The 14,682-nt window shown below is 72.2% G+C and carries 12 protein-coding genes; 6 read left to right on the top strand and 6 right to left on the bottom strand.

Annotated elements, in window-relative coordinates; all coding sequences use genetic code 11:
- The first annotated feature begins 48 nt into the window (after positions 1-48).
- Positions 49-1,410: an MFS transporter gene (locus HUX53_RS12260; protein ID WP_176403295.1), complete on the top strand. Its 1,362-nt coding sequence runs from the start codon at positions 49-51 to the stop codon at positions 1,408-1,410.
- A gap of 4 nt (positions 1,411-1,414) precedes the next feature.
- Here the strand turns inward: HUX53_RS12260 and HUX53_RS12255 are convergent, their stop codons facing one another.
- The 3 genes from HUX53_RS12255 to HUX53_RS12245 are packed head-to-tail and all read right to left on the bottom strand — an operon-like array spanning position 1,415 to position 4,068.
- Complete coding sequence (locus tag HUX53_RS12255) at positions 1,415-2,200, bottom strand: PP2C family serine/threonine-protein phosphatase (protein ID WP_176403294.1); 786 nt, start codon at positions 2,198-2,200, stop codon at positions 1,415-1,417.
- A 36-nt stretch (positions 2,201-2,236) separates the two neighbouring features.
- On the bottom strand, positions 2,237-2,932 hold the full coding sequence (locus HUX53_RS12250; protein WP_309237184.1) for a response regulator transcription factor: 696 nt from the start codon (positions 2,930-2,932) through the stop codon (positions 2,237-2,239).
- Entirely contained in the window at positions 2,929-4,068 is a 1,140-nt protein-coding gene (locus HUX53_RS12245; RefSeq protein ID WP_176403293.1) for a GAF domain-containing sensor histidine kinase, read from the bottom strand. Before HUX53_RS12245 ends, HUX53_RS12250 begins: the two co-directional genes overlap by 4 nt.
- 203 nt (positions 4,069-4,271) lie before the next feature.
- Here HUX53_RS12245 and HUX53_RS12240 point away from each other — a divergent pair, with 203 nt between their 5' ends.
- The 5 genes from HUX53_RS12240 (at position 4,272) to HUX53_RS12220 (ending at position 11,022) form a co-directional block, all read left to right on the top strand.
- Entirely contained in the window at positions 4,272-5,006 is a 735-nt protein-coding gene (locus HUX53_RS12240; protein WP_176403292.1) for an SDR family oxidoreductase, read from the top strand.
- Between the two features lie 53 nt (positions 5,007-5,059).
- Complete coding sequence (locus tag HUX53_RS12235; protein ID WP_309237183.1) at positions 5,060-6,364, top strand: MFS transporter; 1,305 nt, start codon at positions 5,060-5,062, stop codon at positions 6,362-6,364.
- Positions 6,361-7,377, top strand: coding sequence for an S-adenosylmethionine:tRNA ribosyltransferase-isomerase (locus HUX53_RS12230; RefSeq protein ID WP_176403290.1), 1,017 nt, complete (start codon positions 6,361-6,363; stop codon positions 7,375-7,377). The genes HUX53_RS12235 and HUX53_RS12230 overlap by 4 nt, the downstream gene beginning before the upstream one ends.
- A 64-nt stretch (positions 7,378-7,441) precedes the next feature.
- A complete protein-coding gene (gene serB, locus HUX53_RS12225) occupies positions 7,442-8,656 on the top strand; it encodes a phosphoserine phosphatase SerB (protein ID WP_176403289.1) in 1,215 nt (404 codons plus the stop codon).
- A 41-nt stretch (positions 8,657-8,697) separates the two neighbouring features.
- A complete protein-coding gene (locus HUX53_RS12220) occupies positions 8,698-11,022 on the top strand; it encodes an FUSC family protein (protein WP_176403288.1) in 2,325 nt (774 codons plus the stop codon).
- Here the strand turns inward: HUX53_RS12220 and HUX53_RS12215 are convergent.
- The 3 genes from HUX53_RS12215 to HUX53_RS12210 all read right to left on the bottom strand — a co-directional run bounded on the left by HUX53_RS12215 (position 11,019) and on the right by HUX53_RS12210 (position 14,248).
- The gene (locus HUX53_RS12215) at positions 11,019-11,486 is read right to left on the bottom strand and encodes a histidine phosphatase family protein (RefSeq protein ID WP_176403287.1); all 468 of its coding nucleotides are present in this window, start codon (positions 11,484-11,486) and stop codon (positions 11,019-11,021) included. The genes HUX53_RS12220 and HUX53_RS12215 overlap by 4 nt on opposite strands.
- Positions 11,487-11,514: 28 nt before the next feature.
- The gene (locus HUX53_RS41025) at positions 11,515-11,637 is read right to left on the bottom strand and encodes a hypothetical protein (protein WP_255205185.1); all 123 of its coding nucleotides are present in this window, start codon (positions 11,635-11,637) and stop codon (positions 11,515-11,517) included.
- Between the two features lie 160 nt (positions 11,638-11,797).
- Entirely contained in the window at positions 11,798-14,248 is a 2,451-nt protein-coding gene (locus tag HUX53_RS12210; RefSeq protein ID WP_176403286.1) for a sodium-translocating pyrophosphatase, read from the bottom strand.
- Between the last annotated feature and the right edge of the window lie 434 nt (positions 14,249-14,682).

Genomic DNA, 14,682 nt, shown 5'->3' with positions numbered 1-14,682 from the left:
CCCCATCCCTTCCGACTACCCGGGTGATCGGCTTCCTCGCGGCGGCTGGTGGCGGCGCTGATCATCGCGGACACCGCGTACGCGTTCCAGCAGTCGGCGATCATCCCGGCGATCCCCACCGTCCAGGACGAGTTCGGCATCACCGAGGCGTGGTCGGCGTGGCTGCTCACCGGCTACCTGATGGTCGCCACCGTCGCGACGCCCGCGCTCGGCCGGTTCGCCGACCTGCACGGCAGGAAGCGGACGCTGGCCGCGGCGCTGCTCGTCTTCCTCGTCGGATCGATCGGCGCGGCGGCGGCACAGGGCATCGCCATGCTGATCGTCTCCCGCGCGCTGCAGGGGATCGGCGGCGCGGTGTTCCCGCTGACGTTCGCCGTGGTGCGGGACGAGGTGCCGGCCGGGCGCGTCTCCGCGGTGATCGGGCTGCTCACCGGCGCCTTCGGGATCGGGACGGCGATCGGCTTCGCGGCCGGCGGGGTGTTCGCGGAGGCGCTGAGCTGGCGGCTGATCTTCCTGGCGGGCGCGGTGCTCGTCGCCGCCGGGCTGGTGCTGATCGTCGTGTTCGTGCCGCGCTCGCGGTCAACGGAGCGGGGGTCGTTCGACCATCCGGGCATGCTGCTCCTCGGCGGAGCGTCCGTGTCGGTGCTGCTGGCGCTGACGCTGGGCGCGCAGATGGGCTGGCTCTCGGTGGTGCCGATCCTGCTGCTGGCCGCGGCGATCGCCTGCACGGTGCTGTGGGTGCGGGTCGAGACGCGCGTGCCCGATCCGCTGGTGGATCTGCGGGTGTTCAGCGGACGTCCCGTCCTGTTCACCAACATCGCGACGGTGGCGCAGGGCTGGGTGCTGTTCGGGACGTTCTTCCTGCTGCCCCACTACGTCCGGGTAGATCCCGATGTGGCCGGTTACGGCCTCGGTGCGGACGCCACCCAAGCGGGCCTGTTCCTGGTTCCGGCGGCGCTCGGGCAGCTGCTCGCCGGGCCCACGGCGGGAACGCTGTCGCGCCGCGTCTCCGCCTCGCGGGTGTTCGCGGCCGGGCTGGGGCTGGCCGCGATCTCCATGGTCGTCCTCGCGACGTCCGGGCAGAGCGTCGCGCGGGTCGTGCTCGGCGCGTTCCTCGTCGGCACCGGTGCGGGCCTGTCCATCCAGACGAGCAGCACGCTGGCCGCGCAGGGTGTCGAAGCCGGGAAGACGTCGATCTCCACGGCGGTGAACAGCACCGTCCGACGCCTCGCGGGCGGCATCGGCGGCCAGGTCAGCGCCACCCTGCTGGCCGACATGGCGACCCCGGGCGGACGTCCCGGCCACGCGGCGTTCGTCGTCGCGTTCCTCATCGCGGCCGGGCTCGCGCTGCTCGGCAGCGTCCTCGCCCTGTTCATCCCCCGTGTGGACCAACAGGGCTTGGAGGAATGAGGGCTCAGGCCTGCGCCGCCGCGCCGACGACCATCGGGCCCTCGGCGCCGTGGAAGTGCTCGGCCTCGACGACGTCGGCGATGACCGCGGTGATGTTGTCGGGACCGCCGTTGTCGCGGGCCATCTCGATCAGCCGGTCCACGGCGCGCTGCGGATCGGCCTCCGCCGACAGCACCTCGTAGATCTGCTGCGCGTCGACCGGGCCGCTGAGGCCGTCCGAGCACAGCAGGTACCGGTCGCCGAGCCGCGCCTCGCGCAGCCGGAGGTCGGGCTCGCGGTCCTCGCGGCCGTCCAGCACCCGGTAGAGGACGTGCGACAGCCGCGACGTCTCGGCGGGATCGGCCGTCTGGCCCTGCTCCGCCGCCTCCGCCTTGAGCAGCTCGTCCATCGTGTGGTCCTGCGTCATCTGGAACAGCTCGCCGTCGCGCAGCAGATAGCCGCGCGAGTCGCCGACGTGCGCCAGCGCGACGGACTCGCCCGACCAGAGCATCGCGGTGAGCGTGGTGCCCATGCGGCTGAGGTCGGGACGTTCCTCGCGGACGATGCGGAGCTTCTCGTTCGCCTCGGCCACCGCGCGGCCCAGGATCTCGACGAGGTCGTCCTTGGGGGCGGCGGTGTCCAGCGAGCGCAGGGAGCCGATGACGGTCGAGCTGGCGACCTCGCCGCCCGCGTAGCCGCCCATGCCGTCCGCGACCGCGATCAACCGCGCACCGGCGTAACCGGAGTCCTCGTTGTTCTCCCGGTTGCACCCGATGTCGCTGCCTGCTGCGTACCTGATTGCTACGTTCATACCGATTTCGATGACGATCCCGTGAGAGGAGTTTTATCAGTAGCGGACAGTGGATTCCCCGGTTTCCCCGGCCGCGCCGGACGTGCCGACACCGTGCCGGACCGCGTACAGCGCCGCCTGCGTCCGATCCTGGACTCCCAGTTTCATGAGCAGATTACTGACGTGCGTCTTGACCGTCTTCTCGGACACCACGAGGGCGCGCGCGATCTCCCGGTTGGACCTGCCCCGCGCGATGTGCACGAGCACCTCCCGTTCCCGTTCGGTCAGCGCGGCCAGGCCGCGGTCGTCGTCTCGCTCGGCCGCGCCGTCCCGCAGCATCGCCTCGGCCGCGTCCGGCGCGAACAGGACGTGCCCGTCGTTGACCGCCCTGATCGCCTGGACGAGCGCCTGCGGGTCGACGTCCTTGTACAGGTACCCGGCCGCACCCGCCTGCACGGCCGGCAGCACGTGCCCGCGCTCGGTGACGCTGGTGAGAACGAGGACCCGTGCCTTCACCCCACGAGCCCGGAGCTCCGTCAGCGCGACCAGACCGTCGGCGCCCGGCATCTTGAGGTCCATGAGCACGATATCGGGCTCAAGGGATTCGGCCAGTGTCACGGCCGACGCGCCGTCCTCGGCCTCGCCGACGACCTCGATGTCGTCCTGGATGCCGAGGAACGTGCGCAGCCCCTGCCGGACGACCGGATGGTCGTCGGCGATGAGCACCTTGATGACGCCCGGTCCCGAGATCACAGCGGCACCTCCAGCCGGACGGTGGTGCCCCGCCCCGGCGCGGCGTCGATCGTGAGCTCACCGCCGATGGAGTACGCCCTGTCGCGCATGGAGGCGAGCCCGAGCCCGCCCTGGGGCTCGGTGTCGGACGTGTCGAAACCGGAGCCGTCGTCGGCGACCTCCAGGACGGCCCTCGCGTCCGCCGTGGCGAGCCGTACCTCCACGGTGTCCGCGCGGGCGTGTCGCAGCGCGTTGTAGAGCGCCTCCTGGGTGATGCGGAACGCGACGGCCTCGTGCTCCTCCGGCAGGACGACGGTCTCGTCGGCGGCGATCCGCACGTGCGCCTCGTGCGCCCGGTCGAGGACCTCGACGTGCTTGCGCAGCGACGCGACCAGGCCGTCCGCCAGGTCGGCGGGGCGCAGCTCGAAGATCACGGCGCGCAGCTCGGCGAGCGCCTCGGCGGCGAGCCGCTCCACCTGCGCCAGCTCCCGGACGGTCCGCGCCGGATCGCGCTCGGCCAGCGCGGACGCGGTGCGCGCGGTGAGCCGCAGCGAGAACAGCTTCTGCGCGACGGCGTCGTGCAGCTCGCGGGCCATCCGGTTGCGCTCCGCGACGACCGTCAGCTCGCGGTTGTGCTCGTAGAGGCGGGCGTTCGTCATCGCGATCGCGGCGTGCGCGGCGAACAGCGTGAGCAGGTCCTCGTCGTCCTGGGTGAAGCCGCCCGGCGTCTGCTTGTTGGCGAGGAAGATGATGCCGAGCACGTCCTCGCCGTCGCGGATCGGCACGCCGAGGAAGTCCTTCAGGACGGGATGCGCGACCGGCCAGCCCTCGAACTCCGGCTCCTTGCGGATGTCGCCGAGCCGCTTCGGCACGTCGCCCTTCAGCATCGCGGCGAGCATGCCGTGCTGGCGGGGCAGCGGGCCGATCCGCTCCTGCTCCTCGTCCGAGACGCCCGCCACGACGAACTCGGCGAACGAGCCCTCGTCGTCGGGGACGCCGAGCGCGGCGTACCGGGCGTCCAGCAGCTGCGCGGCCGCCCGGACGATCACCTGCAGGACCTCGTGCACGGACAGGTGCCGGGTCACCGCGAGCACGGCGGAGCTGACGGCGTGCAGGGTCGCGCCCTGGCCGCCGCGGCACCCGTCGTCGGTCTCCATCCCGGCCTCTCGTCCTCCCCCTCGCGAGCGCCCTGCGGTGCTCACTGGTGAAGACCGTACTCTCTGGGCGGGTCTTCCCGAATCAGCCTGGACGACTATCGGTATCCGTCCTTGCGGGACCCGAGTCCTAGGACCATCTGACCAGCGGCCCGGGAACGGTCGGCCGATGCCCTGCGACGGCGCTGGTTTCTAGCGTCGAGTGCATGAAGACGGCACTGATCACAGGCGGTTCGCGGGGTCTCGGACGGGCGCTCGCCCGCGAACTGGCGCAGGACGGCTGGAACGTCGTCATCGACGGGCGCGATCCCCTTGCGCTTTCGTCGGTTGCGTCCGAGATCGGCGCGACCGGCATCGCCGGGGACGTCACCGACGCTTCGCACAGGGCCTCTCTCGTCGAGGCGGTGTCCGGCGGGCTCGACCTGCTCGTCAACAACGCGAGCACGCTCGGGCCGACGCCCATGCCCCGGCTCGACTCGCTTCCGGTGGACGACCTCGCCGACACGTTCGCGACGAACGTGCTGGCGCCGCTCGCGCTGATCCAGGGTGTGCTACCGAGCCTGCGGGGGCGGCGCGGTGCGATCCTCAACATCACGTCGGACGCGGCCGTGGAGAACTACGAGACGTGGGGCGCCTACGGGACGTCCAAGGCGGCGCTGGAGCAGCTCTCTCACATCCTCGCGGCCGAGGAGCCCGATGTGGCCGTGTGGTGGGCGGATCCGGGCGAGATGAACACGGAGATGCTCCGTGCCGCCGGCGAGGACGCCGACGCCGCCCCACCACCCTCCCAGGCCGCCGCCGCCCTCCACCACCTCATCGACTCCCGCCCCCCGAGCGGACGTTATCGGGCCGCCGGTCCGCTTCCCGGAGCGGAGTTCCAGCGAAGCGGAGAAAGCCGGGCCGGCCTCTCCTTGCAGGAGGGTGCGGTGGACGAGCGATGACCGCCGTCCTCGATCATGAGCGGGTGTCAGATTCGGGGCGAAGTGTCCTTACTGTGGGGTTTCGGGGGCCGACGTTCGGCATCGTGCTGGTCGTCACGTTGCTGGCGTTCGAGAGCATGGCCGTCGGCACGGTCATGCCGCTGGTCGCGGGCGACCTCGACGGGCTGGCGCTGTACGCGTGGGGCTTCAGCGCCACCCTGATCACCAGCCTGCTGTCGACGGTGCTGGCCGGCGGGTGGGTCGACCGGTCGGGGCCGTCCCGCCCGTTCATGATCGGGCTGGGCACGTTCGTCGCCGGGCTCGTGGTCGCGGGCGCGGCGACGTCCATGTGGGTCTTCGTGGCCGGACGCGCGGTGCAGGGCCTCGGTACCGGCGTCTCGCTCGTCGCGATGTACGTCGTGATCGCCCGCGTGTACCCGGAGGAACTGCGGTCGCGGGTCTTCGCGGCGCTGTCGGCGGCGTGGGTGCTGCCGTCGCTGATCGGCCCGGCGGTCGGCGGCGTGGTCGCCGAGCACATCGGCTGGCGCTGGGTCTTCCTCGGGCTGATCCCCCTGGTCATCCCGCCGACGCTGCTGCTGGTGCCGGCGCTGCGCGGCATCAAGCCGGTCGACACCGGCCCAGGTCCCGGCAAGTCGCGATATTTCGCCGCCGTTGCCGTGGCGGCGGGCGCCGGCGTCCTCCTCTACGGCTTCGACGGCTCGCGCTGGACGATGCTGCCCGCCGTCCTGGTCGGGCTCGCGAGCCTGGCCTTCGGGCTGCCGCGGCTGCTGCCCGCCGGGACGCTGCGGCTGCGCCGCGGGCTGCCGAGCGTCATCCTCGTCCGGGGGATGCTCTCGGGCGCGTTCTTCGGCGCCGAAGTGTTCATCCCGCTGGCGCTGACGCGGCTGCACCACTTCAGCGCGACGCGGGCGGGCATCGTCCTCACGGTCGGCGCGCTCGGCTGGTCAGCGGCCTCGCAGATCCAGGGCCGGTCGAAGCGTCCCCGCGAGTTCTACGCGCTGCTCGGCGCCGTGCTCGTCACCGCCGGGATCGTCCTCGCCACCGTCGCGCTCCAGCTGTCCGGCTGGCTCGCCGCGCCCGCGTGGATCATCGGCGGCGCCGGGATGGGCTTCTCGATCGGCAGCCTCTCCGTCCTGCTCCTCGACCTGTCCCCGGAGGACGAGCAGGGCGTCAACTCGTCCGCGCTCCAGATCAGCGACACCCTCGGCTCGTCCCTCGTGGTCGGCGTCGCGGGCGCGCTCGTCACCGGCTTCGGGGCCGCCCGCATCGGCACCGGCCTCGCCGTCGCCGGGGCGATGTTCGCCGCGATCGCCTTCCTCGGGGTGATCGCCGCTCTCCGGCTGGAGGTCCGGAAATGACCGTCGAGTTCACCCTGCCCGCCTCGCTGGAGGCGCACGAGCCGCCCGAAGCACGCGGCCGGACCCGGGACGGCGTCCGCCTCCTGGTCTCCCAGCGGGCGACCGGCGCCGTCTCCCACCACGCGTTCCGCGACCTGCCGTCGCTGCTCGACCCCGGCGACCTCCTCGTCGTGAACACCTCGTCCACGCTGCCCGCCGCCGTCCGGCTGGACCGGATCAGCGTGCACTTCTCCACCCCGGTGCCCGGCGCCGACGCCCGGCTGTGGCTCGTCGAGTTGCGCCGCCTCGCCGGCAAGGCCAGCCACCCCTACTCGGGCGGCACCCCCGGCGAGTGGATCCCGCTACCGGGCGACGCGACCCTCACCCTCGTCAAGCGGCGGACCGACCGGCTCTGGGAAGCCCGCCTGAGCGCGGACGTCGTCCCTTACCTGCGGCGCCACGGCATGCCGATTAGATACGGGTACGTGCGCCGCGACTGGCCGTCCGCCGCCTACCAGACGGCCTTCGCCTACGACCGCTCCACGGGCAGCGCGGAGATGCCGAGCGCCGCCCGCCCGTTCACGCCCGAACTCGTGGCCCGGCTCGTCTCCCACGGCGTGCTGATCGCCCCGATCACGCTGCACACCGGCGTCGCGTCCCCCGAGGCTCACGAACCCCCGTACGCGGAGCGCTACAGCGTCCCGTCGCCGACGGCGGCGCTGGTCGGGCACGTCCACTCCCGAGGCCACCGGGTGATCGCCGTAGGCACGACCGCCGTCCGCGCCCTGGAAACGGCCGTAGACGCCACCGGACGCGTCGTCCCATCCTCCGGCTGGACGGAGCACATCGTGACGCCTGAGAACGGCGTCCGGGCCGTGGACGGCCTCCTCACCGGCCTGCACGAGCCCAAGTCGTCCCACCTGATGATGCTCACCGCCATCGCGGGCCACGACCTCCTGGCCACCACCTACGCGGCCGCCCTCGCCGAACGCTACCTCTGGCACGAGTTCGGCGACCTCAATTTGATCTTGTGACCGTCTCGCATGCCGGACCTGCCGCACAAGCCCCACGTCACGGCCGGTACCGTGGAAAACAGCTATGGACGGGTCAGCACAGCGCACGCTCCTCATCACACTCACCGGACGCGACCGCCCCGGCGTGACATCGCGTCTGTTCCGCACACTCTCGGAGTTCCCGCTCACGGTCGCCGACGTCGAGCAGGTCGTGATCCGCGGCCGCCTCGTCCTCGGCGTCCTGCTCGACTACACCGAGGGCGCCGACATCGGACGCGTCTGGAACGCCGCCGAGCACGTCGCGAACGACCTCGACATGGAGATCGAGCTCTCCACGGGCCGCAACCGGCGGATGCCGAAGCGCACCGGACGCCTGCACGTCACCGTCCTCGGCGCGCCCCTCAAGCCCGCCGCCATGGCCGGGATCGCCGGCCGCATCTCCGCGCACGGCGCCAACATCGACCGCATGGAGCGGCTCGCGTCCAACCCCGTCACCTGCATCGAGATGGACGTCTCCGGCGCCGACCCCGACGCGCTCCGCGCCGCCCTCACCGCCGAGGCCGCCGAGCAGCAGGTCGACGTCGCCGTCCAGCAGAGCGGCCTCAGCCGCCGCGCCAAGCGCCTCATCGTCATGGACGTCGACTCCACCCTCATCCAGGGCGAGGTCATCGAACTGCTCGCCGAGCACGCCGGCTGCCTCGACGAGGTCGCCAAGGTCACCGAGGCCGCCATGCGCGGCGAACTCGACTTCGAGGGCTCCCTCCGCGAACGCGTCGCCCTCCTCGCCGGCCTGGACGCCTCCGCCATCGACGACGTCCGCGGCGAACTCCGCCTCGCCGCCGGCGCCCGCACCATGGTCCGCACCCTCAAGCGCCTCGACTACAAGTTCGCGATCGTCTCCGGCGGCTTCACCCAGGTCACCGACGCCCTCGTCGACGACCTCGGCATCGACTACTCCGCCGCCAACACCCTGGAGATCGTCGACGGCAAGCTCACCGGCCGCGTCACCGGCCGCGTCATCGACCGCGCCGGCAAGGCCACCGCCCTGGAGAACTTCGCCCGCGAGGCCGGCGTCCCCATCAGCCAGACGGTCGCCATCGGCGACGGCGCCAACGACCTCGACATGCTCCAGGCCGCCGGCCTCGGCATCGCCTACAACGCCAAACCGGTCGTCCGCCAGGCCGCCGACACGGCCGTGAACGTCCCCTACCTGGACACGATCGTCTTCCTCCTCGGCATCTCCCGCGAAGAGGTAGAAGCCGCCGACGCGGCCGATTCCCGGGACATCGCGCCCCGATAAGCCGGAAGCACCCGTCCGAGCGTCCGTCCGGGCCTTAGACGATGATCACCAGGGTACGGGTGAAGCGCGCGGAGTTGTCGTCTCCGCGGGAACCGACGGCGGAGGAACGGCGGGCAGTGCTGCGGCGGGTGCGGGACGCGTTTGCCCAGGTGCAGGGGCAGGCGTCGCCCATGTACGGGGTGGCCGCGGCGCTCGCGGTGGCCGTGCCGCTGCTCGCCGGGGCGCTGAGCGGGCACGCGGCGTCCGGGTCGATGATCGCGCTCGGCGCGTACCTGGTGGCGCTGCGGGCGCCGGAGGGGCCGTACGGGGCGCAGGCGCGGAGCCTCGCGATCGGGGTCGTGGTCGTCGCGGTCGGGGCGGCGGTCGGCGGGCTGCTCAGCGGGCATCTGTGGCCCACGGTGATCGTCGTGCCGCCGCTGATCGCGCTCGGCGTGGCGGTGCCGCGGATCGGGTCCACGGCCGGGCTGGCGGTGCTGCTGAGCGCCGTCCGGCCGCCGTCCGCCGACGTGCTGAGCATCGGGCTGCTGGAGCTGCTCGGCGGCCTGTTCATGACCGGGCTGCTGCTGGCGCCGTGGCCCGCGCGGCGGCTGCGTCCGCTGCGGGCGTCGCTGAGCGAGTGCGCCGACGCGGTCGCCGAGGCGCTCGACGCCGTCGCGGAGGACGTCGGCGCGCCCGACCCCGAGCCGCTCGACGCCGTCGAACTCACCAACCCCGACCTGCTCGCCGTCACGCGGGTACCGGATTGGGAGGCCAAGCGGCGCGCCGCGTCCGAGTCGCTGACGGCGGCGCGCGCCACCTACCGGCTGTACCGGACGGGACGCGGCAAGAGCGACCCGACGCGGCCCGAGCGGCTCATCGACGGGCTGGCGCGCGTCCTGCACGAGACGGTGACGCTGCAGGCCGTCCTGGAGGCGGCGAAGAACTATCCGCCGGACCGCGAGTGGCGGGAGGAGACGCAGACCGCGATCTCGGCGCTCGCCGCGCGGCTGCGGCTGATCGCCGGGGGGATCGCGACGGCGGGCGAGGCGCCGCTCGGCCGGGAGGAGTCCGCGGCCGTCCGGCGGATGGGACGGGCCGCCGAGCACATCCGGCGCGCCGGGCTCGCCGGCGACGAGGACCTCGTCGCGGTCGCGCTGATCAGCCAGGTGCGCCGCTCCATCGACCGCATCGCCGGCGAGGTCGCCGCCAACCGCCGCCTCGTCGCGGGCGGCCTGCGGATCGGGTTCGGGCCGCCGCGGATGCCCGGCACCCTCGACCCGATGCCGGTGTGGGAGCGGGTCCGGCGCGCCGTCCGCACCCGGTCCCCGGCGTTCCGGCAGGTGTCGCGGGTGTTCGTGACGGCGGTCGTGTCGATGGCGGTGGCCGCCGCGCTCGGCCTCTCGCACGGGCACTGGATGACGATCACCGCGATGCTGAGCCTGCGCGCCACCTACGGCGAGACCATGGACCGGCTCGTCCAGCGGGTCGGCGGCACCGCGGCCGGGTCCGCCGTCGCCGCCGTCATCCTCACGCTCGCGCCCGGGCAGATCACCGTCGCCGTGATCGCCTTCGTGTTCGCGCTCGCCGGGTTCGCGATGCGGTCGGTCAACTACGTCCACTGGGCGCTGTTCGGGACGCCGCTGGCGATGATGCTGCTCGACTTCTCCGCCCCCGCCGACTGGCGCACCGCCGGGGAGCGGATCGCGCTGACGTTCGCCGGGGCGGTCATGTCGTACCTCGCCGTCCGGCTGCTGTGGCCCGCCGGGCACGTGGAGCGGCTGCCCGTGCAGCTCGGGCGGCTCCTCGGCACGCACGCCGACCTCGTCCGCGCGACGGCGGACGTCCTCGCGGGCGAGCGGACGCGGCTGCCGCACGACACGATCGTCGCGGCCGAGCGGGCGGCGGAGGCCGTCGCCGAGACCCGGCTCCGGCTCGGCCACGAGCGGCTGCCCGACACCGGCCTGATCGACGAGCTCGGCACCGCCGTGGACGCCGCGCACCGCACCCGCGACCACCTCATCGCCGTCGCCCGGCTGTCCCGCGCGGAGGCCGTCGACACCGGACCCGTCCCCGAGATCCTCGACCGGCTCGCCGACCGGTTCGAGGAGGCCGCCGCGCTGCTGGACGAGCCAGACGACCTCGACCCGAAGGACCTCGCGCCCGTCGAGGAACTGGACGAGGAACTCGCCGACCTCGACACCCACCTGTCCACGATCACCCGGCGGCGCCGCGCCGAGATCAAGGCGGGCGTCGACCGGGAGGAGGTCACCCCGCTGCGGCAGGCGCTGCTGCAGGTGTCCAGCACGCGCTACACGATCAGGTCGCTGCGCCGGGACGCGGGGACGGCCGTCGAGTCGTCCCTCATCGCCGCGGTCACCCGCCCCTAGTCCTTCGGGGTGCGGACGGTGCGGAGCGTGCCCAGGCCCGGGCGGACGCCGTCCCATGCGCCCGGCAGGTCGATCACGGCGAGCGCGCAGGTGGGGAAGGCGTCCGGGGCCTCACCGGTCAGGTCGTGGACGAACTGGTGCACGGACGGGTTGTGCCCGACCAGCAGCAGCGTCCCGGCGTCGTCCGGCGCCTCGTTGACCAGGGTGAGCAGCCCGTCGGGGTCGCCTGCGTAGATCCCCGGCTCGTAGCTCACGCCGGCGCCGGCCGCCAGCAGGTCGAGCGTCTCGCGGGTGCGGGCGGCGGGGGAGCACAGGACGTGTCCCGGGACGAGGTCGTTCGCGCGCAGCCAGTCCCCGGCCGCCGCGGCGTCGCGGCGCCCGCGGTCGTTGAGGACGCGGTCGATGTCGGCCGTGCCGAACCCGGCGACGGCCTTGGCGTGACGGAGCACGATGAGCGTGGGCATGACCGCCACACTAGAACCCGGCCGGTGGCTAGGGGGCGACGAGCGCCGCGAGCCCCCACAGCAGGAGGAGGATGCCGAGCATCCCGCCGATCATGATCGCGAAACCCTTGGGGCCCGACATCGTCGGCCTGTCGCCGCCGCTGCTCGCCACAGCGCCTCCCGATTTCCCGTCCGGGGCCGGGAACGTCCGGCCCTCACACCTAAGAGCGTACGGCCGATCCCCCATGCTCCCGACACGACCCCGCCCTGCGGCACAGGGCAGGCGAAAGGGCCGGCGGCAGGTGCACCGCCGGCCCTCTCAGGGTGATGGGTCAGCCGTTCTTGGCCGATTCCTCCTCGGTGGTAGTGGCGCCGTTGGAGTCGGCGCCGACGGCAGCCTCCTCCGGAGCCTCGACGGCCTTGTCCGCGCCGCCGTCCACGGCCCCCTTCTCAAGATTGGTGCCACCGGCGACCGGGTCGGCGGCCGACTCGGCGATCGGGTCGGCGCGCCGCTTGGAGATCACGATCGCCGCGACGATGACCCCGACGGACACCACGGCCACCACGACGCGCAGCACCATGTTGCCCGCGTACGTCACGACGGCGTCCGCGATCAGCAGCGCGACCAGGTTCATCACCTTGATCAGCGGGTTGATCGCGGGGCCGGCGGTGTCCTTGAACGGGTCGCCGACCGTGTCGCCGATGATCGTCGCCTCGTGCGCGTCGCTGCCCTTGCCGCCGAGGTGGCCCTCCTCGACGAGCTTCTTGGCGTTGTCCCAGGCGCCGCCGGAGTTGGACAGGAACACCGCCATGAGCACGCCCGCGGCGATGGCGCCGCCCAGGTAGGCGCCGAGCGGCGCGTACCCGAACGCGAAACCGACCGCGATCGGTGCCATGATCGCCAGCAGTCCGGGGGTGGCCAGCTCGCGCTGCGCGTCCCGGGTGCAGATGTCCACGACCCGGTCGTAGTCGGGCTGCTCGGTGTAGTCCATGATCCCGGGCTTGGTGCGGAACTGGTTGCGCACCTCTTCCACGACCCGTCCGGCCGCCCGGCCCACCGCCATGATCGCCAGACCGGAGAACAGGAACACGACCGCGGCACCGATGATCAGCCCGATCAGCACGTTCGGGCTGGCGATCGACAGGTTGAAGTTGAGGAAGTCGGTGCCGATCGCGTCCTTCGCGCTCGCGGACGCGCCGTCCAGCGCGGCCATGACCGTCGTCCGGAACGAGCCGAACAGCGCGGTCGCGGCGAGCACCGCCGTCGCGATCGCGATGCCCTTGGTGATCGCCTTCGTGGTGTTGCCGACCGCGTCCAGCCGCTCCAGGACGGCCGCGGACTCGCCCTGCACGTCCCCGGACATCTCGGCGATGCCCTGGGCGTTGTCGGAGACGGGCCCGAAGGTGTCCATGGAGACGATCACGCCGACCGTGGTCAGCAGCCCGGTGCCGGCCATCGCCACCGCGAACAGCGCGACGGTGGTGTTGCCGAAGCCGAGCAGGAACGCCCCGTACACGGCGCCGCCGATCACCAGCGCGGTGTAGACGGCCGACTCCAGGCCGAGCGAGATACCGGACAGGATGACGGTCGCCGGGCCCGTCCGGGCGCTGTCGGTGACCTCCTGGACCGGCTTGCGGTTGGTCTCGGTGAAGTAGCCGGTGAGCAGCTGGATGAGGCTCGCCAGCACGATACCGATGATCACCGAGCCGAGCGCCACCACGCGCGGGTCCGCGTCCAGGTTCCGGATCGACTGGTCCGTCACGCCGCTCAGGTCGGCGAACGACGACGGCAGGTACGCGAACGCGGCGATCGCGACGAGGACCGCCGAGATGCCCGCCGAGATGAAGAACCCGCGGTTGATCGCCGTCATGCCGGACCGGTCGCCGGCCCGCGGCGCCACCGCGAAGATGCCGATCACCGCCGTGATCACACCGATCATCGGGACGATCAGCGGGAACACCAGGCCCTCGGTGCCGAACGCCGCGGTGCCCAGGATGAGCGCCGCGACGAGCATCACCGCGTACGACTCGAACAGGTCGGCCGCCATGCCGGCGCAGTCACCGACGTTGTCGCCCACGTTGTCGGCGATGGTGGCCGCGTTGCGGGGGTCGTCCTCGGGGATGCCCTGCTCGACCTTGCCGACGAGGTCGGCGCCCACGTCCGCGGCCTTGGTGAAGATGCCGCCGCCGACACGCATGAACATGGCGAGCAGCGCGGCGCCGAACCCGAAGCCCTCCAGCACCTTCGGCGCGTCGCCCTGGTAGGCGAGGACGACGATCGCCGCGCCGAACAGGCCGAGCCCGACCGTGAACATGCCGGCGACGCCGCCGGTCCGGAACGCGATCCGCATCGCGGTCTTCTCGCCGTCCGCCTCGCGGGCGGCGGCGGCGACCCGCACGTTGCCGCGGACCGCGAGCCACATGCCGGTGAACCCGGTGACGGCGGAGAACAGCGCGCCGATGACGAAGAAGACCGAGCGTCCGATCCGCTCACTCGTCGAGTCGGCGGGGAGCAGCAGCAGTACGAGCGGGATCAGTACGACGAAGACCGCGACCGTTCGGAACTGGCGTTTCAGGTAGGCACTGGCGCCCACCTGTACCGCGCGCGCGATCTCCTGCATCTTGGCGGTGCCCTGGCCCGCGGCCAGGACATCGCGGACGAGACCCGCGGCGACGGCCAGTGCCAGCAGTGCGATCACAGCGACGACGACGACCAGGGAGAGGTCGCCGCCGCCGAGATCCACTTCTGCGCTGGCCGGGCTTGACAGGGAAAACCCGGACATCCGTCCTCCTCGACAGGGGCATTGCGACTCGATCGTCACAAAGAAGACGATCTTTACCGCGTACCCCGCGAGTCATGATTTCGAACGCCTCGCACGGCAACGCGGGTGCCGGGAGTCTACGCACGCGCAAGTCGAATGTTAAGGCCGCCCGGCCCTTGATGAAGATGTCGCCGAAATGCAACGGGCGGTACGCCGGAATTTGCCCCATACGCCCGTCCAGCCGCCATCGCCCCAGGTCAGCCCGGGTTAGACAACCCTTACTTTCTCGCCACCTTGACATGCGCACACCACAATCGGCGCATCGGCCCGGCGACCGGCGTCCCATTCAAGCTAGGCTTTAACACACAATATGTCCAGACCCAAATTACCCCAGCCCGAGATCAACCCGAAGAGATTCTCACAACACCAGCAACACACGTCTCTTCTACACACCT

Origin of the sequence: Actinomadura sp. BRA 177 (assembly GCF_013372625.1) — a bacterium.
Lineage (GTDB): Bacteria > Actinomycetota > Actinomycetes > Streptosporangiales > Streptosporangiaceae > Spirillospora.
The sequence above is the reverse complement of the archived record's forward strand: the minus strand, read 5'-3'. Positions and strand labels throughout refer to the sequence as shown.